Genomic DNA, 22169 nt, shown 5'->3' with positions numbered 1-22169 from the left:
AAAGAAATCCGTATAAATTTGTAGAGCAATTAAGCATAAGTTTAACCAACATTATTTAAAAAATTCATTCTCATGAACAAATCAGATTTAATTGATGCAATGGCAGAAGATGCTGGAGTATCTAAAGCAGCAGCAAAAAAAGCGTTAGAATCTTTCTTAGGACACATTGAAAAAGGTCTTAAAAAAGGTGACCGTATTTCTTTAGTAGGATTCGGTTCTTGGAGCGTTTCTAAAAGAGCTGCTCGTGAAGGTAGAAACCCACAAACTGGTAAGACTATCAAAATCGCTGCTAAAAACGTAGTAAAGTTTAAAGCAGGTTCAGATTTACAGAAAGCTGTAAACTAAGTTTTATCTTTATTAGATATGAGAGCCCTGCAAATTGCAGGGCTTTTTTTATTACAAGCCTTATTTGTTATATTGGTATTTTATATCTAGATTAGCTTAACTAGTTTCTTACAACCACACCTTAATGTTTACACCTAAACCGAAAAAAGGAGATTTACTTATTGCAGAGCCATCTATTTTAGCAGATGTCTCTTTTAATAGGTCTGTAATTCTTTTAGCAGAACACTCTATTGAAGGCTCTGTTGGTTTTATTCTTAATAAACATTCAGATTACGAGTTAAGCGATTTAATTCCTGAGATAGAAAATACATTTCCAGTTTATAAAGGAGGTCCTGTAGAGGAGAACAATCTTTACTTTATTCATAAAGTACCAGATCTTATACCAAATAGTATTGAAATATCTAATGGAATTTATTGGGCTGGAGATTTTAATGAAGTCACTAAGCTTATTATGAGCAAAAAAGTATCTGAAGAGGATATTCGCTTTTTTTTAGGTTACTCTGGTTGGGGTGCAACCCAATTAGATGATGAGCTCTCTGGAAACTCTTGGATCGTACTAGAAAATGAAGATAAGAACAATATTATTGGCAAATCTTCAGAAAGTTTCTGGAAAGAAAAAATGGTCGAACTAGGTGGTGATTACCTAATTTGGAGTAACGCGCCAGAAAATCCAAGTTATAATTAACTTAGCCTTGCGTGAGCATTAAGTTTTCCTAGTAGAGACTTTGCAGTTGTATTTTCAAACTCCTTCTTTCTGTATTTTGTAATTGATTGTATTCCTACAATAACATTTGTAATAAAAAGTTCGTCTGCTTTTTGAAGCTCAAACGGAGATATAGATGCTTCTTCTAAAGTATAATCTTCAAGTTTTCCAATAATATTTATGAGTTGTTTTCGAGTAACGCCATTAAGACAACCATCTGAAATTGGTGGCGTTTTTATAACATTGCCCTTCACTAAAAAAAGATTACCATTTAAAGCTTCTACAACACTTTTGTTTTCATTTATAAGAAGACAGTTGGCATAATCATTTTCTTCAGCATAAATACTTCCTAGAATATTTATTAGTTTATTGTTAGATTTTATTGAAGATAGTAGGCCGCTAGTTAAGTAATGGTCTTTAAAAAGTTCAATTTCATAAGCTTGGTCTTTACCCATATAAAAGGGCTCCTTAAGTTCTGTAACCAAAATTATAAATTCTATGCCACGGACTTTCGGAGAATACAGACCACCTTCTTTCCTATGCACCTGTAATTTTACTCTTGCATTAGTTAAAGATTTAGATTGTACAGTTTCTTTAATCTGTGTCTCTAAGTATTCTGGAGAAAAGGACATAGGAATATCCATTCTTAATATCCTCATTGAAGACATTAATCTAAAATAGTGATCTTCCCAAAATATTACCTTACCGTTTAAAACACGAATAGTTTCAAAAAGGCTGTCTCCATAAGAATAGCCTCTATTAGTAATAGAAAGTTTTGCCTCTTCCTGAGGTATAAGATTGCCGTTAAAATTTACCATAAAAAAACCCGATTTATAAAATCGGGTCAAAGATACGGTTATGATATTTTTTTTAGGTAGAACCTAGCACTTGTTTTAGGTTAGATACCATATTTTCCCAAAGCATTTTTCCTTCTTCTACTTCATCTTCATCATCTGCAAAGTCTGTTATCATTAAAGAAACGTCTTTGGTAATTTCATCTACTTGTATACGAAGCTCAAAGAAATATGATTCTTCATTCTCTACATCATCCATCCATCTAAACTTTACGCGTTCATCTGTTTTTTTACTTAACAGTTTAGCTTGTTCTTCACTACCTTCCCAAATAAAAGTAAAAAGTTCGCCTCTAGAGTTAACATTGTCGGCATACCATTCACTAAGACCTGAAGGTGTTGATAGGTAATTGTAAAGCAAGGAAGGAGACGACTGTATAACGAACTCCATTTCATATTTTATTCTGTCTTCCATTAGTTGTGTAGTTTGTTGGTTGGCCAATATAATTATTAATTGTTAACGGCAAAACAAATTTGGCTAAAAAAAAAATTTAAAGGTGCTTGCCACGCTCAGAAATGTTATTATATTTGCACCCGCTAAGTGACTAACTTAGCAATTGAAATTTTGGCGTGGTAGCTCAGCTGGTTAGAGCGCAGCATTCATAATGCTGAGGTCGGCGGATCGTGCCCGCCCCACGCTACATATAAAGACTAATCTTTTTTAAGGTTAGTCTTTTTTGTTTTTAAATCTTCCCATTTCCCTAAAATTCTTCCAACTATTCATTTTTAAAATTGTTGTGGCACAAAGTACACCTGCCATCATTGCACCGCCTACACCTACAACTGTTACATCTTGACCAGTTAGATAAAGACCCTTAATTTTTGTTTTAGGCCTAATGTCGCTTTCTAAAAATCGTTTTGGAGAATGGTCTAAACCATATATTTCTCCGTGTTTGTAGTTAGAAAAGTGTTTTGTAGATAATGGTGTTGAAACCTCTGTAACTAAGACATTACCCTTTATTTGTGGATATAGCGAATATAACTTTTTAAGCATTTTAGTTTCAAATTCTTGCTTTAGTGAGTCATATATTACACTTCTTTTTTTCCAAGACTCATGCTCAAATTCTTTAAACCATTTGTAATTGGCAAATGAAATTGCTTGTATACTACTAGTGTTAGGGTTATAGTCTTCCCATAAAGGATCTTTAGAAGATGGAAAAGAGATATATGCAAATTTATCTGAAACCTCATCTAAAGGTGTGTCATTAAGAATAGCATCTATATTATCATTATCATACCACCAAATATTATGCTTCGGCAAGTTTAGTTCTTCACTAGTTTTAGTTAATCCGACATATAAACACATATGCGCTATAGATGGTTTAATGGCTTTAAAGTTAATTGCGCTTAATTTATTGTTTTGGTCTTTTAATAAATGGTTTACTGTATTAGAAATGCCAACACCGCTAATTATACTTTTGCTAGGCAGAAATGTGTTATTTACAATTACACCAGTTACTTTATTATTCTTGATTACAATTTTAGATACTTCAGCGTTTATATAAACTTTACTTCCTAACTCGTTTAATGTATCTATCGTTTTAATGCTAATTTGTTCAGAACCTCCTTTAGGGTAGTAGCCGCCATTAAGAAAATGACCAACAATTAATGCGTGCGCAGCAAAACTACTTTGTTTTGGGGGTAAACCATAATCTCCACATTGTGCACATAAAACAGCTATTAAACGCTCATTTGATGTAAGCTTACTTATGGTTTCAAAAGTTATTTGTTTTGCAAACCTTTTAAATCGACTCTTTATGATTTTACCTAAAGTCTTTTGAAGAATAGGTTCAAATACCTTTTCAAAGAAATATGCTGAACTTCTTTTATTTGCATTTTCAACAAGCTTAATATATTGTTTGATAGCTTGAGCTTCTTGAGGAAAATATGAAATCATTTGATTTATAAACTTATTTTTTCCTGCTATAAATTTATATACCTTACCATCTATATGAGCTACATCATATACATCACCCATATATTCCCAATCTAATTTTCCTTGAGTTAGGTAATCAAAAAATGGTTTGAGAGAATCATTGGGTCCAACATTACCTACATAATGTACCCCGACATCCCATTTAAAGCCATGATTTCTCTTAAAGCTATGAGTAAAACCGCCAGGAACATAATGGCGTTCTAAAACAATAACTTTCTTCCCAGATTTAGCCAACCATACGGCAGTAGTAAGACTGCCAATACCAGATCCTATAATTATATGATCTATATTAGAAAAATCTTCTGTAGTTGAGAATGGTTTATAGTTTTTCTGACGCATCTTTTAAATATAATAGGAATGAAAGTTTGAGTGCGTCTTTAAATTTGATTTCAGGTTCTTAAAGAAGTTCTGGGTTTATATCAAGAATATTTTTAGAAATATAATCGTCTATAAACTTACTTGTAATAATTGAAGAACCAGAGAGTTTTTCTTCTTTTAAAAATGATTTCAGATCTATCTTTCTATACTCCGAAAGCATAGGTTTAGAAATCTCAGCAAAAGAGTAGTGCCAAGGTTCGTATTTAAAGCCTTCTCTAGTTGGAGTATCTGTATACACTAATTTAAACCCAAAGTTTGCGGCGTTATTATCCATCCACTCTTTAAGTTTACAAAAAGGACCTGTGCCATGAAATTTAGATGGTACTAAAACATCTCCCTTATAGGTACTGTTTGCATCAATAATATCTAAATCTGTTCCCCAATGATGCCGAGATGTACCAGGAATTGTAGAGTACTCTATGATTTTTAAAATTACTTGATTTGGGTTTAACCCTTGTTTTGTGAATCTAGCGTATTTACTTTCCCAAATTCTTTTTTGATGATCAAAATTTCGATAGCTTGAGACTACTTGGATATTGATGTTCTCCTTTAAAGCTTCACTTTTCATAGCTTTAAATGCTTCATGAGCTTTTTCTTGAAGCCTATAGCCATCTCCAAACAACTGCGGATTACCTTTTCCTGTTAAAATATCTTTAGAATATACTGTGGTAGCTTGAGACCATAAGGATATAGGGAGCATACATAAAGCACCTATTGCAGATGAACATTTTATAAAGTGTCTTCTATTCATAGTTGTTTATACATCACTAAATGTTTGCCTATATCTGGAATCATAAATTCTTCGCCAAATTTTGAATATCCATTGCGCTCATAAAAACTCCAAGCGTTTTCTCTTGCATTAAACCATAAAAGTGAAGCTTTTAGTAAAGCCAACTTTTCTTCACCAAATTGTAGTAATTGTTTGCCAATTTGTTTGCCTTGGTAGTGTTTTAAAACAGCCATTCCTCTTAATTGATATTGGTACTGTTGAGAAAAATGGCTGCTTTTTGATTTTAAATATGTAGCAACACCTATAAGTTCATCTTTATGAAAAGCTCCTAAATGAAATGTTTGAGAATCTTCATCGTTCTGAAACACGCAGCTTTCAATTGGTTTTCCTTGTCTTAAAACCTGATGTCTTACAGGAATAGTTTCAGCAGCTGTAATTTGTTTAACAACATAAGCCATTATGCGCGCACATCTTCATATGCAGGTGTTTCATCAAATTTCACTTCAACAAAAGGGCATAACGGATTTATTTTAAAGTTTTTTTGTCTTGCGTAATTTACAGCTTCTTCAACCAGTTTAGAACCTAAACCTCTGCCTTCAAATTCAGGTTTTGTTTCAGTATGGTCTATCGTCATAATATCATTATGAAGCTTATAGTTTAATTCTGAAGCAATTCCCTTATCCTTTTTTATATAGAACATACCATGTGTACTGTTCTCTTTATGCAAAATTGAATTTCCCATAATTACATTATTTATAAATGGCATCTACAATACCATAGTCAATTGATTCTTGAGCATCCATCCAATAGTCTCTGTTAAAGTCTTTCATAACTTTATCAAAATCTTGATCACAATTATCTGCTAATATTTTGGCACTAAGCTCTTTTGTTTTTATAATTTCTTGAGCTTGTATTTCTATATTACTAGCTTGTCCTCTTGCGCCACCACTAGGTTGGTGTATCATAACTCTTGCATGAGGTTGTATAAAACGTCTGCCTTTTTTACCTGCAGATAATAATATACTACCCATTGATGCACATAATCCAGATGCAATTGTAGATACTGGGCTTTTTAATGACATAATGGTATCGTACATAGAAAATCCTGCAGTTACATAACCACCAGGACTATTAATAAAGAATTGTATTTCCTCATCACTTTGGCTATCTAGATACATAAGACGATCTACAACATGTTTTGCAGATTTATCATCTACCTGTCCCCAAAGAAACACTTTACGTTCCTCTAAAAAGTTACTATCTATTAAGTCTTGTATTTTTGATGTTTTCTTAGTCATAAGAATGTTGAGTTGTTATAATTTTATGCGATTAAAAATACTATTTATTAAGGAGAAAACCACAGTATGATACCAGACATTAGACCACTCACTTTTAATGACTTCAATCTTTTTTCGCCATTAGTACATGAATTAATGGGACACACAGTAGATAATTCACTTTTAAAACAACGATATTCTGAAATGTTTCAGCAAAATTATGAGTGTTTTGGTATATACGATGATGACAATTTAATTGGTGTTTTTGGATTGTGGTTTATGACCAGGCATTATGCAGGTAAATCTTGTGAGCAAGATCACGTTTATATTTTACCAGAAAACCGTAATGGTGGTTTAGGTAAAAAAGTATTTGAATGGATTTTTAATTATGCTATCTCTAAAGGGTGCGAGACTTTTGAGCTTAATAGTTATGTAAACAATTATCCTAGCCATAAATTTTATATGAATTTAGGCTATGATATAAAAGGCTATCACTTTGTGAAACATTTGTAATTAAAAAATACTTAAACCTGTAAGTGTAGTAAGCTCTTCTAAGGCATCCATACCAAGTTCTGAATTTCCTTTCTCATTTAACATTGGGCTCCAGACCGCAACAGAATATTGTTGTGGATGAACAGCCACAATACCACCACCAACTCCAGATTTTCCTGGTAAACCAACTTTAAAACTAAATTCACCTGCCTCATCGTAAAAGCCACAAGTTTGCATTAATGCATTCATACGTTTTACTTTTTGCTTTCCTAAAATTCTCTTGCCAGTACTAAGTTGTTTTCCGGCATTTGCAAAAACCATAAAGGCTTTAGCTAGTTCTTTACATGACATTGCTAAGGAACATTGGTGATAATAGAAATCTAAGACCTCATCTACATCGTTATTAATATTCTCAAAAGACTTCATGTAATTCATTAATGCTACATTTCTGTAGCCACTTGCAGCTTCACTTTTAGCAATACGTTCATCATAATCTATAGTATCATCTTCACAAAGTTGACGTACAAAATCGAGAAGCTCTTTTTTAGGATTTTCAAGATGTGTTACCAATACATCTGCAACTACTAATGCGCCTGCATTTATAAAAGGATTTCTAGGAATACCATTTTCATACTCTAATTGTGTAAGTGAATTAAATGGATCTCCACTAGGTTCAACATCTACACGATCCCATAATTTATCACCAACAAAACGAATGGCTAAAGCAAGCGTAAAAACTTTAGAGATACTCTGTATAGAAAATTTTTCATTACTGTCTCCAAAGCTATAATGCCCAGAATTTATACAATACAAATGCATTCCTAATTTATCTGCAGGAACCTTAGCAAGCTCTGGAATATAAGCAGCTACTTTCCCTTTACAGTTACGCTTATCTAACTTCTGTTCTATTGTGTTTAATATACTTTGATAATCCATTTATATAAGTTCTTTAAAGTTGAAGCCTTTTTCAACTTCATATGGCGGTTTTTGTTTAATGAAAACTCTAGCTGTTAGGTCTCCTTCTAAAATAATATCATCTCCTTTAACTTTAAGCCAAGAGCCTTCTCTTAGGCCTAAAACTGTCGTTGAGTTATATATATGAAATTCTTTAATGCGTGTTTCTCGTGTTTCACCTTTATGGGTAGAAGACGTATCTGGATCTAAATAATGTGCATTTATATTGAAGGGAATTATACCTATAGTCTTAAAACTAGAAGGATATACTACAGGCATATCATTTGTTGTTTGCATTGTCGGGCCACAAATGTTACTTCCTGCACTCGTTCCCAAATACGGTGTACCTTTTATTATAGCGTCTTTCAATGTTTCCATAAGATTTAACTGATGAAGCATATGCACTAATTGAAACGTATTTCCGCCTCCTGTAAAAATTGCTTTTGCATTTGTTAACGCAAGTTGTGGGTTTTTGAAAGTGTGGAGACCAATAACCTTTACTCCCAAATCTTTTAATCCGTTTTCTGCAATTTTAGTGTATGCATCATGGGTAAGTCCGCTTGGTCTAGCATAGGGTATAAATACAACCTCATTACTAGCTTTATATAGTTCTTTTAATGCCGGTTTCAAGTATTCAAGGTAGCTACTGCCGTGTATTGTAGATGTACTTGCAACTATTGCATTTATCATAAATTTTATATTTTCTGTAATACCTTAACTTTTTAAGGGTCTTTTTAATAGAGAGCCTCAAATTTCTGTAAATTTAGATAACGCATCAGGTATAACCTAAATATTATGAAAGCCTTAATACTTTTACTTTTTTTAACAATAGGCTTAGGCTCTTTAAACGCTCAAGATAGAGTAGAGGTTACTGGACAATTAAGTGTTTCATCTTCTATGAGTGCAGAAGGAATTACCGTTTTTAATGTTAGCTCTAGTAAAGGAACAGTTACCGATAGCTACGGAAAATTTAAGATTGATGTTGCTGAAAATGATTTGCTAGAATTTTCTTCTGTACAATTCTCGGTCTTTACAATTATTATAGACAAAGGTGTAATTAATACTGAAACCATAAGTATTAAGGTAGTTCCTTCTGTTAATACTTTAGAAGAAGTGTTTATAAGGCCTTATGATTTGTCTGGAAACTTTGAGGTTGATATTAATTATATTGAAACTAATGCAGGTGCTGTTTTTGATATTAATTCTCTAGATGCAGTATATGGTTATAACTATGAATTTACAGATACACCAGAAAGCTCTGTAGATAATGTTGCTCTTAAAAGTTTAAGTCTGCAAAATGGTGCTAACATAGCTAATATTATAAGAAAGGTATTTAAAAAGAAAAAGACAGATAAAAATCTTCCGCCACAAGGGTTTTATGATATGGATGTAGAGCTGCGTAAGCAGTTTAATGATTCTTTTTTCACAACACAACTTAATATACCTTTTAAAGAAATAAATAACTTTATCTTTTATGCAGAGGATAATGGTTTAACTATAAAGCTTATAAAGTCTCCTAAAAAACTAGAGCTCATTCAGTTTCTATTAGACACAAGTAAAGCATACCCAAAATCTTATGATTAAACATCTACTTATTTTTATTCTACTATTTGTAAATTTTACTTGTATAGCTCAAAACTCATTTGAATTATCTGGACGTGTTATTGCACAAACAAGAGATACACTTGAGGTAAGTGTCTTAAATCTCTCTAGAGAAACAGGTGTAGTTACTAATGAAAAAGGTGACTTTAAGATTGATGTTTCAATAGGAGAGAACCTTTATTTTTCATCCATACAGTTTGAACCATTAGAGGTAGAAGTAACCTCTACTATACTTGAAGACCCAAACTATATGGTCTTTCTATTTCCAAAAATAAACGAGTTACAAGAGGTACTTTTAAGTAGTGTGGATTTAATTGGAATTGAGGAAGCAGATATTAAAAACATTCCGTTACAACCCTATTTAAGTGCAGCTAACTTGGGATTACCTCAGGCTACAAAACCTTTGCCAACCATTGAGGAAAGGCGAATTTATACAGCATCTTCAGGACCATTAGATTTATTGATAAACACTTTAAATGGAGAGCTTAAAAAATTGAGAAAACTTAACGAATGGGCAAAACTAGACCGTTTGGTTGTACAAGGAGAACAAGCTATGGCAGTGCATTATTTTGAGGAATATTGCGGTGTGCCAGAAGCCTACATTTCAGATTTCATTTACTTTTGTGCTCAAGATGATCGGTATAAGCCACTTTTAAAACAACAAGATAAACTAAAGTTATTCGAGTTTTTTGAAGAAAAAGGTCCTGCTTATAAAGAATTTAGACAATGGTAACTTTAGTTGAATAGAGGTACCCCAGAAAGATCTTCCTTATACATCCTTTGGTATAGAGGACTATTCATATTGCTTTCACCAATTTCTTCAAGAGATGTTGTTCTTAAGTGTGTACTGTTTTCTGTTTCTTGTGATGGTGCAAAGCCAGCAATGTCTTGTAAAGCCAAAGATAAAAGTGGCTCATTAGGATCTCCTAAAATACCAAGGTTAGCATAATCTTCTTCAATAAATGTATCTGGTTCTAAACCATCTATGAAATCTGTAAATCCAACTGAATTTACTTCTTTTAATACTAATGGTTGTATAGCATATCTGTGACCTGGATTGGCATTAGTTTTTCTAAAATCTTCAGCATCGTATAGAGTTACAGAAGCTTGAAATTTTCCAGTGGTATTAGTTCCTATTTGTACAACATCTATATATGGATTAAGACCATTTATTACAAACTCACTTGCAGATGCCGTTCTTGGCGATGTTAGTATATAAACTCTATTTAAGTTTAAACTATTTGTAGCGGCGTTTGTACGTATTCTATCATCAAATCTATTTACCAAACGTTCTGGATTCTGAGCTTCAAAAGCCGCTTGTATTTCGGCATTCCACTGTTCGGTTGTAATTATTTCACCTGTAAATTGCCCAGTTATCATACTTGATAAATCTATGGCACTTTCTACAGAGCCACCACCATTATATCTCAAATCTAATACAAGGTCTGTAACATTGTCTGCCTGAAATTGACCAAAAGCTTCATTAAGTTGAGCATCAAAATCTCCAATAAATCCGTTATACATTAAATAACCAATATTTTGACCATTAATAGTAAGTGTTGTGGCAAGGTGTACAGGGTTTTCAGTGAGTTCCACTTTAGTAAGGTTTACTGTTTCGTTTGTTTCAGTAACAGTTTCTCCATCAAAATTAGCCATACCTAGACTATAAGTTTCCGCAGCAAGAAGAGAATTAAAATTTGTATCTGTTAGCTGTGTGCCATTTATACTTGTAAAAATATCTCCTCTTTCTAATATTGTAGTCGAAGCAGGTGAGTTTGGTACAACATAGCGTACATAGCCAAAAACCAAACTAGGATCACTAGGATACCTTACCAAACCAAATTTCATCCCTGTATTTTTAGTAATACCACTAAAAGATTCTTCTAAAGCCACATAATCATTAACCAGAAAGCTAAATCTATCTTGGTTTGATAAAAGGCCATTATAAAATAAATCTTCCGGACTATTATAGTTATCTAAAAACTCATTTAACTCTGTAGCAGATTCAAATGCGCCATTAGTTAATTCGGGAACGTCTGCTTTATATAGGTAGTACGCGTTCATACCTCTATATATGAAGTTATTAATTTCTAAGTTTGAGGCATTACCAATACTATCGTCTTGATCTTCAAAACAACTAAATAATAGAGTAGAGGTTAATACTGTAAGTAATATAACTTTTATAGCTTTCATAAGGCTTATCTTGTGTCTAAGTAACTTCAAAAATATCTAATTCGTATAAATTTAAGAGGCAGATGTAACAAAACTTATACATACACGTCGTAATAGTAAGTCGCATAGCTGCCTAATAACCAACACTAATGAACCAAAAAAGGTTTTTACAACAAATAGAACCCATAAAAGACAAGATGTTTCGCTTGGCTAGAAGGTTATTAGTATCTAAAGAAGCAGCAGAAGATGCAACTCAAGATGTTTTAGTTAAACTTTGGAAACGCAAAGAGACCTTAAAAACATATGATAATCTTGAAGCTTTTGCTATGACGGTGACTAAAAATCATTGTTTAGATGAGTTAAGGTTAAAACGAAACAACAACCTTAGGATAGTTCATAATAATTATGAAGACCAACAAACAGGGTTGCAAAAGCAATTAGAAACTAAGAATGAACTGGAGTTGGTGGAGCATTTAATAAATGAGTTACCACAACAACAGCAGGTAATTATACAGCTAAGAGAAATAGAGCAAATGGAGTATGATGCTATTGCCAAAATATTAAATATGAATGAGACTGCAGTACGCGTAAACCTTTCTAGAGCAAGAAAGAAATTAAGATCGCAAATGCAAAATTTACAAGACTATGGAATTGCAGAACATTGAAATACTAACCCAAAAATATCTTGAAGGAGAGACGTCTCTTAAAGAAGAAGACCAATTAAGGCATTATTACTTAAGTGATAACGTAGCGCCTCATTTAGAGTCTTACAAGCCATTGTTTAATTACTTTGCTAAAGCAAAAAAAGAACAGTTTACAGTTGCCACCAATACCCCACAAACCTCTAAACCTTTATTTAAACCGTGGATGGCTATTGCTGCAAGTGTCGTTTTAATAGCAACTGCAATTTGGTACAATAATGGTATACAACAAAACAGTAATGACTTGGGTACCTATGAAGACCCAGAAATAGCACTACAGAAAACAAAGGCAATCCTCAACCTTGTTTCTGCTTATATGAATGAGGGAAATGATGAATTGGTGTACCTTAAAGAAATAGAAACCACCAAAAATAAATTAATAACAGACAATAATAAATAAGATAATGAAAACAGTAAAACCCCTAATTTTAGTATTAGCAATTGTGTTTGCTAGTGTTACAGCTACAGCTCAGGATTTTAGCAAGTATGAGACTATGAAAGACGTTACCAGTATGGTAATGACAAGTAAGATGTTTAAGTTACTTAATAAAATAGATGTAAATAGCTCTGACCCAGAAATGCAGAACTACGTAGACCTTATTGAAAACCTTAATGAAATACGTGTTTTTGTAACAGATAGGAGTGATGTAAGAACCACTATGAATGCAGATGCAAAATCATACATTTCTTCTGGTGGCTTAGAGCAACTTATGAGAATTAATGAAGATGGTAAAGCAGTAAATTTTTACATAAAACCAGGTAAAAATGATGATTTTGTAAATGAGCTATTTATGCATTTAGATGGTACAGAAGATGGTAAACCGTCCACTGTTATACTTCAAATTACAGGAAATATAAACTTAAAACAGGTTTCTAAACTAGCATCAGATTTAAAAGTACCAGGATCTGAGGAGTTAAAGAATATTAAAAAACAAAAGTAAATGAAGACGCTAACTAAATTAATTTTAAGCCTAACAGTTGTTTTATTCTTTAGCTGTAACGGAAAACAAAGTTTACAAGAATATTATGTAGACAATCAAGACAATGAAAACTTTTTATCGTTGGACCTACCTTCTAGCCTGTTAATGGTTAATGACAATATGACCAAAGAGCAACAAGAAACACTTTCAACTGTTAAGAAAGTAAATGTATTAGCTTTTCCAAAAAAAGAAGAAAATACTGTAGCGTTTGAAGAAGAGAAATCCAAGATAAATAGTATTCTTAAAGATGATAAATTTCATGTGCTAATGAAGTTTAATCAAAATGGGATGAATGCGAAAGTTCTATACCTTGGAGAAGAAGATGCTATAGATGAGATAATTATTTATGGTGAGGATTATGAAAAAGGTTTTGGTGTTGCTAGAGTGTTAGGAAACCAAATGAATCCTCAAAAATTAATAGAGATGCTCAAAACGGTAGATAATGATATGATAAACGTTGAAGGATTTGAAGACATTGCCAAGTCTTTTAACAACAACTAAAGCTTATATCTACATTTCAAACATAACAACCAGCTACAAAAATTTTGTAGCTGGTTTTTTGATTATCAGCAATTAACAAAACTTAACCCTTATTTGTTAATTACTTTCACTTTTGTATATTTTATTTTGATGCGGATACCTTTATATTAGCACACATTCCCAATTTAAGAAAGCCTATGGAGCAAGAAACTAAGTACACTGAAGATAATATACGTTCATTAGACTGGAAAGAGCACATACGTATGCGTCCCGGAATGTATATCGGGAAACTTGGTGATGGCTCCAGTGCAGATGATGGTATCTATATCTTACTAAAAGAAGTATTAGACAACTCTATTGATGAGTTTGTTATGAATGCAGGTAAAACCATCGAAATTTCTATACAAGGCGAACGTGTAATTGTTAGAGATTATGGTCGTGGTATTCCTTTAGGAAAAGTAAAAGATGTAGTTTCTAAAATGAATACAGGTGGAAAGTACGACTCCAAAGCCTTTAAGAAATCTGTAGGTTTAAATGGTGTTGGTACCAAAGCCGTAAACGCATTGTCATCTTATTTTAGGGTAGAGTCTTCCAGAGATGGTAAAAGTGCTTCCGCAGAGTTTGCACAAGGTAACCTTACAGACGAAGAGTTTTTAGATGAAACCTCAAGACGTCGTGGTACAAAAGTTACCTTTATTCCAGATGAAGCTATTTTTAAGAACTACAAATACAGAAGTGAGTATGTAGCTAAAATGCTTAAAAATTATGTTTATCTAAATCCTGGTCTTACCATTGTTTTTAATGGAGAGCGTTTTTATTCAGAAAACGGATTAAAAGATTTACTAAGTGATACCATACGAGAAGATGATAGGTTGTATCCAATTATTCATCTAAAAGGAGATGATATTGAAGTTGCAATTACACACAGTAAAACCCAATATTCTGAAGAGTACCATTCATTTGTAAACGGGCAACATACTACACAAGGTGGTACACACCAATCTGCTTTTAGAGAAGCCATTGTAAAAACAGTGAGAGAGTTTTATGGAAAAAACTATGAAAGTAGTGATATACGTAAATCTGTTGTGTCTGCCATTGCTATAAAAGTAATGGATCCTGTTTTTGAAAGTCAGACTAAAACAAAACTTGGCTCTACAGATATGGGTGGCGATTTTCCTACTGTTAGAACTTATATTAATGACTTTCTTAAAACTAAATTAGATAATTACCTACACCGTCACCAAGACGTAGCAGATCAACTTCAGAAAAAAATACTGCAAGCAGAACGAGAACGTAAGGATTTATCTGGAATTAGAAAATTAGCCAGAGATCGCGCTAAAAAAGCAAGTTTGCATAATAAGAAATTACGCGATTGTAGAATTCATTTAGGAGACCATAAAAAAGATCGTTATTTAGAAACGACACTATTTATTACTGAGGGTGACTCAGCAAGTGGTAGTATTACAAAATCTAGAGATGTAAATACTCAAGCTGTATTTAGTTTAAAGGGTAAACCACTTAATAGCTATGGCTTAAGTAAGAAAATTGTTTATGAAAATGAAGAATTTAACCTCCTACAGGCAGCTTTAAATATTGAAGATTCAATTGAAGATTTAAGATATAATAACATAGTAATAGCAACAGATGCCGATGTCGATGGTATGCACATACGTTTGTTATTAATCACGTTCTTTCTTCAGTTTTTTCCTGAAGTTATAAAAGAAGGACACCTATATATATTACAAACACCATTATTTAGAGTAAGAAATAAAAAGGAGACAGTTTATTGTTATTCAGAATTTGAAAAACGAGAAGCTATAGAAAAGCTCTCAGGTAAAGCTGAGATTACTCGATTTAAAGGATTAGGTGAAATTTCTCCAGATGAGTTTCAATATTTTATCGGAGAAGATATTCGTTTAGATCCTGTAATGTTAGACCAAGATATGAGTATAGCAGAATTATTGGAGTTTTATATGGGTAAAAACACATCTGATAGACAAGAGTTTATTATTGATAATCTTAAAGTAGAATTAGATGTTATTGAAGAAGCTTAGATAAACAACCATTAAGTTATAATAAAAGAGAAACACAAGTATTTATAAAGAGTGACCACAGTCTAAAGACTATAATGTAGCAATGAGCGAAGAACACAACGAAGATTTAAATCCAGAAGAACACCCTCAAGATCATCTTAATGATAATTTAGAACAGCCAGAACTTGAGCCAACACAAGATGATGTGTTGACCAAAGTAACCGGTATGTATAAAGACTGGTTTTTAGATTACGCATCGTATGTAATTCTGGAACGTGCTGTACCAGCAATCGAAGATGGTTTTAAACCTGTACAGCGCCGTATCATGCACTCTATGAAAGATTTAGATGATGGCCGTTATAATAAAGTTGCAAATATAGTAGGACATACTATGCAGTATCACCCACACGGTGATGCAAGTATAGGAGATGCTATGGTACAAGTAGGACAAAAAGACCTACTTATAGATATGCAAGGTAACTGGGGAAACATTCTTACAGGAGACCGTGCAGCTGCTTCAAGATATATAGAAGCAAGACTTTCAAAATTTGCTTTAGAAGTTTTATTTAACCCAAAGATTACAGATTGGCAATTAAGTTATGATGGCCGCCGTAAAGAACCTATAAATCTTCCGGTAAGATTTCCGTTATTATTAGCACAAGGTGCCGAAGGAATCGCAGTAGGTTTAAGCACAAGAATATTACCACATAACTTTATTGAACTTATAGATGCTTCAATAAAACACTTACAAGGAAAACGTTTTAAAATATATCCAGATTTTCAAACTGGAGGAGAAGCAGATATTTCTAATTATAATGATGGTCTGCGTGGAGGAAAAGTAAGAGTACGCGCTAAAATATCTCAGCAGGATAAAAATACGTTACTCATTTCTGAGATTCCTTATGGAACAACCACAACAACATTAATAGATTCAATCTTAAAAGCCAATGATAAAGGCAAGATTAAGATTAAGAAGATAGAAGATAATACAGCAGCAAATGTCGAAATATTGGTGCACTTACCACCAAATATTTCTCCAGATAAAACCATAGATGCACTTTATGCATTTACACGTTGCGAAGAATCTATCTCTCCGTTAAGTTGTATCATTATTAATAACAGGCCAGAATTTATAGGCGTTTCAGAAATATTAAGACGCAGTACAGACCACACGGTCTCCTTATTAAAGTCTGACCTTGAGATAAAATTAGATGAGTTAGAAAGCCAATGGCATTATGCCTCTTTAGAGAGAATCTTTATTGAAAATAGAATTTATAGAGATATAGAGGAAGAGGAAACTTGGGAAGGTGTAATACAAGCAATTGATAAAGGCTTAAAACCACACACCGCACACCTTAAACGTGCAGTTACCGAAGAAGATATTGTAAGACTAACTGAAATTAGAATTAAAAGGATATCTAAATTTGATATAGACAAAGCACAACAAAAAATAGATGCTTTAGAAGATCAGATTGAAGAGGTAAAGCATCACTTAGATCATTTGGTAGAGTTTGCTATAAATTATTTTGCTAATCTTAAAAAAGACTACGGTAAAGATAAAGATAGAAAAACAGAGCTAAAAGCTTTTGAAGATATTGAAGCCACTAAGGTGGTAATAAGAAACACCAAGCTTTATGTTAATAGGGCCGAAGGTTTTATAGGTACGTCTCTAAAACGTGATGAATATGTTACAGATTGTAGTGATATAGATGATATTATCTGTTTTACAGAAGATGGAACTATGATGGTAACTAAAGTAGACTCAAAAACGTTTATTGGTAAAAATATTATTCACGTAGCGGTCTTCAAGAAAAAAGACAAGCGTACTATTTATAATATGATTTATAGAGACGCTAAAAGTAGGAATACTTATATGAAGCGTTTTGCTGTAACTAGTATGACTAGAGATAGAGAATACAATATGGGTTCTGATAAAAAGAACACAAAAGTTTTCTATTTCTCTGCCAATCCTAATGGTGAAGCAGAAGTGGTTACAGTTTATTTGAGACAAGTTGGACAAGTAAAGAAATTGAAATTTGAGGTAGACTTCTCAGACATGGCTATAAAAGGCAGAGGTGTTAAAGGAAATATTGTTACCAAGCATCCTGTAAAACGAATTGAGTTAAAAGAAGAAGGTGTTTCGACATTAAAACCAAGACGTATTTGGTTTGATGATACAGTGCAGCGCTTAAATGTAGATGATCGAGGAGATTTACTAGGAGAATTTAAAGCAGAAGACAGACTCCTTATTATTACACAAGGCGGAATTGTAAAAACTATCAAGCCAGAATTAACCACACGTTTTGATGGTGATATGATTGTTTTGGAAAAATGGCAACCTAAAAAACCAATATCAATAGTTTATTGGGATGGCGAAAGAGAGAAGTTTTATGTAAAACGCTTTTTAATAGAAAATGAAGATAAGGAAGAACTTGTGGTTACAGAACACCCTAAAACATATTTAGAAATTGTATCTACAGATTATCTTCCAGTAATTGAGTTAGAGTATACAAAAAAACCAGGAAAAGATAGAAAACCTAATGAGTCTGTAAAGCTTGAGGAATTTATTTCTTTAAAAGGAATCACAGCACTTGGTAACCAATTAACATCCGAAAAAGTTAACACAATTACGCTTTTAGAACCTGAACCTTATGAAATTCCTGAACCTATAAAGGCTGAAGAACATGAAGTTATTGATGACGAAGAAATACATACAACTGGTGCAAATGATGCTCCAGACAATTTAGATTCAAAAAACAAATACGATCAGCCTAGTTTATTTGATGATGAAGACTAGTATTAACTAACATTTAGTTTAAACCCTGCAACCTTTTAATTTGTGGGGTTTGTGATTTAACAACCTTAATAAATTTTAAATGAGTTTTTTTTCAGAATTTAAAGAGTTTGCAGTAAAAGGTAATATGGTCGATATGGCTATAGGTATAATTATAGGTGCTGCGTTTAAAGATGTAGTAGATGTTATTGTAAAAAAAGTAATGCTTCCACCTTTATCATTACTTACAGACGGTATTCATTTTGCCGATAAAAATATTGTACTTAAAGAGGCTAGAGTAGGAGAAGATGGTAAAGAGATAAAAGCGATAACGGTAGGTTACGGAGAGTTAATAGAAGTTTTTATTGATTTTATTATTATAGCATTTGTAGTTTTCTTAGTTGTTAAGGTGATGAATAGTCTTAAGAAGAAGGCAGAAGATGATACTAACAAAACAGTTTCTACTCCTAAGAATATTCAATTAATGACAGAAACCAACAAACTACTTAGGGAGCAAGTAGAATTACTAAAACGTGATAAAGAAAAAAATTAGCTCTTTTCCAGACTAATTTCGTAATCACTAATCATTTCCAACAATACCTCTTCGGTTTGAGATAGGTACTTCTTTGAAGATTTTTTCATCTTCTTAAGTTTAGAAAAATAAGGTTTAATACTACCATCTTTATAAGAATCATTAAGCATAGGGTGCACATAATATTCTCTACAAACACTTCGAGTATTACCAAGTGCTTCTGCAGTCTTATCATATGCCTTTAATCTCAATGATTTATTTTCGTTTTCATCTTCAGCATAAGGTTCATCTCTTAATGTTTCAAAGAAAATTTTACTGGCAGACCAAGTTCTAAAATCCTTTGCAGTAAATAGCTCACCGCTTAGTTCTTTAATGTAGGTGTTAATATCTCCGCTATCGAGACGTTGTTTAGTGCCGTCCTCATCAAAATACTGAAACAATTCCCAACCAGGAATTTCTTCACATTGGTTTACAAGCTCTATCAATGAGTCATCGGTTATTTTAATTTGATGTTCTTTATTCTTCTTTCCTATAAAATGAAACTGAATACTGTCTTTAATATGTTCTACATGTTTAGTCCTTAAAGTAGAAAGACCATAGGTGTTATTATTCTTGGCATAATAATAATTACCTATTCTAATATGTGTTTCTTCAAGTAATGTAATTACAATTGCAAGAACCTTAGATTTGGTCATTTGTTCTTGCTGCAGATCTTTTTCAACTTGTTTTCTTAATAAAGGGAGTGAATTTCCAAATGAAGACATTTTGAGAAACTTAGTTTGGTTTCTGAAAGCTGTCCACAAATCGTGATATTTATAAACTTTTCTGTGTTTTTCATCCCTACCAACAACTTGAAGATGGCCATTTGCCAAATCGGTTATTCTAACGTCTGTCCACGCAGGAGGAATTACTAAACTTTTAATTCTATTAATAAGATCCTTTTTGGTAACAGGTTTGTTATTTTGAAAATATCTAAAACCTTTACCATGCTTACGACGATCAATAGTTAATTGATTGTCGTAAACATAAGTAAGGTTGTAAAATTGGGCAGCTTTTTCAGGATCTTTTAAAATTGCCTCAAGTTGTTTATCTGTTAAGGTCATTAATCAAAATAGCTAAACGTTTCTCCATCTTTCATAGTAAGTAACGTTTCATAAATTAGTTTTATCACATTTTCTACATCATCTTGATGAACCATTTCCACAGTTGTATGCATATATCTTAATGGTAATGATATTAATGCAGATGCAACACCACCATTACTATATGCAAAAGCATCTGTATCTGTACCTGTAGCTCTAGATAATGCAGCTCTTTGAAATGGAATTTTCTTATCTTCTGCAGTATTAATTATAAGGTCTCTTAATTTTTGTTGTACAGCTGGAGCATATGCAATTACTGGTCCGTCCCCAATTTTTGCATCACCTTGTACTTTTTTCTCAATCATTGGAGTATAAGTATCATGAGTTACATCTGTAACAATGGCTGCATTTGGTTTAATACGATCTGATATCATTTGTGCACCACGCAAACCAATTTCTTCTTGTACAGAATTTGTAATATATAAACCAAATGGTAAAGTTTTTTTATTCTCTTTTAAGAGTCTAGCAACTTCAGCAATCATAAACCCACCCATTCTGTTATCTAATGCTCTGCAAACAAATTTGTTTTTGTTCAAGATCATAAAATCGTCAGGATAGGTAATAACACAGCCTATGTGTATATCTAACTCTAAAACCTCTTCCTTGGTAGTGCAACCAACATCAATACATATATTATCTGGTTTAGGTGCTTTTTCATTACTCTTATCTCGTGTGTGTATAGCCGGCCATCCAAAGACACCTTTAACTATTCCACTTTTAGTATGAATATTAACGCGTTTAGAGGTTGCGATTTGATGATCACTACCACCATTTCTTGTTACATATATAAGACCATCATCAGTAATGTAATTTACGTACCAAGAAATTTCGTCTGCGTGTCCTTCAATTACAACTTTATATTTTGCTTTAGGATTAATAACACCTACTGCTGTCCCATAGGTGTCCGTAATAAACTCATCTACATAAAGTGTTAAATAGTCCATCCATAATTTTTGACCTGTCCATTCATAGCCGGTAGGTGAAGCATTATTTAAATATTCTTCTAAAAACTTTAAAGACTTTTTGTTCAATATACTTTTATCTGTCATTGTTCGTTTGATTTTAAACGAATTTAAATATAAATTAAGAGAACTCATACTTACATTATCTAAATTTGGTATGATATTAGATTTAATTATTATCTAAATAATAACAGTGAAATATTTCATATATATAATAGGACTACTTTATATGTCATTTTCATATTCTCAAGTAGAAAGTAAACCACAAGATTCTACAGAAAGAGAATATGACTATATGATTATTGAAGGTGATACTATCCCAAGAGAATTTATAGATCTTGAAGAAGTAATTATACTTAATAAAATTAAGTTCACTTCAGACCTAGAAAGAAGACGATACTTAATATTAAGAAGGAAGACAAGAAAGGTTTGGCCATATGCAAAACTTGCATCCGAAAGGCTTACTGAATTAAATGCAAGATTAGCATCTATTAAATCTAAATCAGAAAGAAGAAAGTATACAAAAATAGTTCAAAAGTATATCGAGGAGCAGTTTGCTGCAGAGTTAAAAAAACTTACTAGGACAGAAGGTCAAATATTAGTTAAGTTAATTCATAGACAAACTGGGGTAACCACATTCCAATTAATCAAAAATTTGCGAAGTGGGTGGAGAGCTTTTTGGTATGATACTACTGCAGGTTTATTTGACATCGAATTAAAAAGTGAATACAATCCAGTAAATAATAGAGAAGATTTTTTAATTGAAGACATTCTACAGAGATCATTTCAGCGTAATATATTAGATAACCAACCAAGTGTTTTAAATATAGACTATTTTGAAGCCTCTTCAAAGTGGCTTTAACGTTTAAAATACAATGAGTTAAAGATTACTTAAAAAAAAGTCAAAGAAATATTAGTTTCTTAATATAAAAGGAACGTATATTTGCACTCTATCCGCTAACAAAAATTAGTGGATTTTTTTACCGAAAAAGTTTTTTGAAAAGTTGTTTGTAGTTTTAGAAAAGAGTGTATATTTGCACCCGCTAACAACGAAAGGCGTTAGTGAAAACGGCAAAAAAATATTTTTTTAAAAATTGTTTTGTAGTTTAAAAAAAGGTTTTATATT

25 protein-coding genes and 1 tRNA gene are annotated in these 22169 nt (G+C 32.5%); 14 read left to right on the top strand and 12 right to left on the bottom strand.

The window, feature by feature from the left end; genetic code table 11:
• The first annotated feature begins 72 nt into the window (after window positions 1–72).
• Together CL818_RS12540 and CL818_RS12535 are read left to right on the top strand one after the other, a co-directional pair.
• Complete coding sequence (locus CL818_RS12540; RefSeq protein ID WP_013187668.1) at window positions 73–345, top strand: HU family DNA-binding protein; 273 nt, start codon at window positions 73–75, stop codon at window positions 343–345.
• 124 nt (window positions 346–469) lie between these two features.
• Window positions 470–1030: a YqgE/AlgH family protein gene (locus CL818_RS12535; protein ID WP_272974175.1), complete on the top strand. Its 561-nt coding sequence runs from the start codon at window positions 470–472 to the stop codon at window positions 1028–1030.
• Here CL818_RS12535 and CL818_RS12530 read toward each other — a convergent pair.
• Window positions 1027–1866: an aminotransferase class IV gene (locus tag CL818_RS12530; RefSeq protein WP_272974174.1), complete on the bottom strand. Its 840-nt coding sequence runs from the start codon at window positions 1864–1866 to the stop codon at window positions 1027–1029. The two genes, CL818_RS12535 and CL818_RS12530, sit on opposite strands and share 4 nt — an antisense overlap.
• A 52-nt stretch (window positions 1867–1918) precedes the next feature.
• Window positions 1919–2314 carry an START-like domain-containing protein gene (locus tag CL818_RS12525; RefSeq protein WP_272974173.1) on the bottom strand — a complete coding sequence of 132 codons (396 nt, stop codon included), beginning with the start codon at window positions 2312–2314 and terminating at the stop codon, window positions 1919–1921.
• Between the two features lie 152 nt (window positions 2315–2466).
• Here CL818_RS12525 and CL818_RS12520 point away from each other — a divergent pair.
• Window positions 2467–2540, top strand: a tRNA-Met gene (locus CL818_RS12520).
• A 26-nt stretch (window positions 2541–2566) separates the two neighbouring features.
• Here the strand turns inward: CL818_RS12520 and CL818_RS12515 are convergent.
• Genes CL818_RS12515 through CL818_RS12495 form a run of 5 tightly spaced genes read right to left on the bottom strand, consistent with a single transcriptional unit; the run spans window position 2567 to window position 6241 of the window.
• Entirely contained in the window at window positions 2567–4174 is a 1608-nt protein-coding gene (locus tag CL818_RS12515) for a phytoene desaturase family protein (RefSeq protein ID WP_272974172.1), read from the bottom strand.
• Between the two features lie 58 nt (window positions 4175–4232).
• Entirely contained in the window at window positions 4233–4964 is a 732-nt protein-coding gene (locus CL818_RS12510; RefSeq protein ID WP_272974171.1) for a M15 family metallopeptidase, read from the bottom strand.
• A complete protein-coding gene (locus tag CL818_RS12505) occupies window positions 4961–5401 on the bottom strand; it encodes a GNAT family N-acetyltransferase (RefSeq protein WP_013187674.1) in 441 nt (146 codons plus the stop codon). Before CL818_RS12505 ends, CL818_RS12510 begins: the two co-directional genes overlap by 4 nt.
• On the bottom strand, window positions 5401–5685 hold the full coding sequence (locus tag CL818_RS12500) for a GNAT family N-acetyltransferase (protein WP_041241181.1): 285 nt from the start codon (window positions 5683–5685) through the stop codon (window positions 5401–5403). Before CL818_RS12500 ends, CL818_RS12505 begins: the two co-directional genes overlap by 1 nt.
• A gap of 7 nt (window positions 5686–5692) precedes the next feature.
• Window positions 5693–6241 carry a ClpP family protease gene (locus tag CL818_RS12495; protein ID WP_272974170.1) on the bottom strand — a complete coding sequence of 183 codons (549 nt, stop codon included), beginning with the start codon at window positions 6239–6241 and terminating at the stop codon, window positions 5693–5695.
• A gap of 66 nt (window positions 6242–6307) precedes the next feature.
• Here CL818_RS12495 and CL818_RS12490 point away from each other — a divergent pair, with 66 nt between their 5' ends.
• Window positions 6308–6733, top strand: coding sequence for a GNAT family N-acetyltransferase (locus CL818_RS12490; RefSeq protein WP_272974169.1), 426 nt, complete (start codon window positions 6308–6310; stop codon window positions 6731–6733).
• On the opposite strand, the gene CL818_RS12485 is transcribed toward CL818_RS12490, so the two are convergent.
• Both CL818_RS12485 and pepE read right to left on the bottom strand, forming a co-directional pair.
• Entirely contained in the window at window positions 6734–7648 is a 915-nt protein-coding gene (locus CL818_RS12485; RefSeq protein ID WP_013187678.1) for a glutaminase, read from the bottom strand.
• The gene (gene pepE / locus CL818_RS12480; protein ID WP_272974168.1) at window positions 7649–8356 is read right to left on the bottom strand and encodes a dipeptidase PepE; all 708 of its coding nucleotides are present in this window, start codon (window positions 8354–8356) and stop codon (window positions 7649–7651) included.
• Window positions 8357–8461: 105 nt separating this feature from the next.
• Here pepE and CL818_RS12475 point away from each other — a divergent pair, with 105 nt between their 5' ends.
• Both CL818_RS12475 and CL818_RS12470 read left to right on the top strand, forming a co-directional pair.
• On the top strand, window positions 8462–9250 hold the full coding sequence (locus tag CL818_RS12475) for a BamP family beta-assembly machinery protein (protein WP_272974167.1): 789 nt from the start codon (window positions 8462–8464) through the stop codon (window positions 9248–9250).
• Window positions 9243–10001: a BamP family beta-assembly machinery protein gene (locus tag CL818_RS12470; protein WP_272974166.1), complete on the top strand. Its 759-nt coding sequence runs from the start codon at window positions 9243–9245 to the stop codon at window positions 9999–10001. The genes CL818_RS12475 and CL818_RS12470 overlap by 8 nt, the downstream gene beginning before the upstream one ends.
• A gap of 2 nt (window positions 10002–10003) precedes the next feature.
• Here CL818_RS12470 and CL818_RS12465 read toward each other — a convergent pair whose 3' ends face one another.
• A complete protein-coding gene (locus CL818_RS12465) occupies window positions 10004–11461 on the bottom strand; it encodes a GFO_1087 family putative carboxy terminal peptidase (RefSeq protein ID WP_272974165.1) in 1458 nt (485 codons plus the stop codon).
• Window positions 11462–11589: 128 nt separating this feature from the next.
• Between CL818_RS12465 and CL818_RS12460 the strand changes: the two genes are divergently transcribed.
• The 7 genes from CL818_RS12460 to mscL all read left to right on the top strand — a co-directional run bounded on the left by CL818_RS12460 (window position 11590) and on the right by mscL (window position 18960).
• A complete protein-coding gene (locus tag CL818_RS12460) occupies window positions 11590–12105 on the top strand; it encodes a GFO_1088 family ECF-type sigma factor (protein WP_272974164.1) in 516 nt (171 codons plus the stop codon).
• A complete protein-coding gene (locus tag CL818_RS12455) occupies window positions 12086–12541 on the top strand; it encodes a PG0215 family putative anti-sigma factor (protein WP_013187684.1) in 456 nt (151 codons plus the stop codon). Before CL818_RS12460 ends, CL818_RS12455 begins: the two co-directional genes overlap by 20 nt.
• 4 nt (window positions 12542–12545) lie before the next feature.
• The gene (locus tag CL818_RS12450; protein WP_272974163.1) at window positions 12546–13082 is read left to right on the top strand and encodes a GFO_1090 family protein; all 537 of its coding nucleotides are present in this window, start codon (window positions 12546–12548) and stop codon (window positions 13080–13082) included.
• Entirely contained in the window at window positions 13083–13622 is a 540-nt protein-coding gene (locus CL818_RS12445) for a GFO_1091 family lipoprotein (RefSeq protein WP_286973261.1), read from the top strand.
• Between the two features lie 176 nt (window positions 13623–13798).
• Window positions 13799–15655 (top strand): DNA topoisomerase IV subunit B, encoded by a 1857-nt coding sequence (locus tag CL818_RS12440; RefSeq protein WP_013187687.1) that lies wholly within the window; start codon window positions 13799–13801, stop codon window positions 15653–15655.
• 82 nt (window positions 15656–15737) lie between these two features.
• The gene (locus CL818_RS12435) at window positions 15738–18431 is read left to right on the top strand and encodes a DNA gyrase/topoisomerase IV subunit A (protein ID WP_272974161.1); all 2694 of its coding nucleotides are present in this window, start codon (window positions 15738–15740) and stop codon (window positions 18429–18431) included.
• Between the two features lie 79 nt (window positions 18432–18510).
• Window positions 18511–18960 carry a large conductance mechanosensitive channel protein MscL gene (gene mscL, locus CL818_RS12430; RefSeq protein WP_272974160.1) on the top strand — a complete coding sequence of 150 codons (450 nt, stop codon included), beginning with the start codon at window positions 18511–18513 and terminating at the stop codon, window positions 18958–18960.
• Here mscL and CL818_RS12425 read toward each other — a convergent pair.
• Together CL818_RS12425 and CL818_RS12420 are read right to left on the bottom strand one after the other, a co-directional pair.
• Window positions 18957–20042 (bottom strand): DNA topoisomerase IB, encoded by a 1086-nt coding sequence (locus tag CL818_RS12425; RefSeq protein WP_272974159.1) that lies wholly within the window; start codon window positions 20040–20042, stop codon window positions 18957–18959. The two genes, mscL and CL818_RS12425, sit on opposite strands and share 4 nt — an antisense overlap.
• Complete coding sequence (locus tag CL818_RS12420; RefSeq protein ID WP_272974158.1) at window positions 20042–21130, bottom strand: M42 family metallopeptidase; 1089 nt, start codon at window positions 21128–21130, stop codon at window positions 20042–20044. The genes CL818_RS12425 and CL818_RS12420 overlap by 1 nt, the downstream gene beginning before the upstream one ends.
• Window positions 21131–21272: 142 nt before the next feature.
• Here CL818_RS12420 and CL818_RS12415 point away from each other — a divergent pair, with 142 nt between their 5' ends.
• Entirely contained in the window at window positions 21273–21905 is a 633-nt protein-coding gene (locus CL818_RS12415; protein WP_272974368.1) for a DUF4294 domain-containing protein, read from the top strand.
• The last annotated feature ends 264 nt before the right edge of the window (window positions 21906–22169 follow it).

The organism is Croceibacter sp. (assembly GCF_002716225.1).
In the GTDB taxonomy this organism is placed as follows: Bacteria; Bacteroidota; Bacteroidia; order Flavobacteriales; family Flavobacteriaceae; genus Croceibacter; species Croceibacter atlanticus.
Note: the sequence above shows the minus strand (reverse complement) of the source record. Positions and strands in the feature narration are given on the sequence as shown.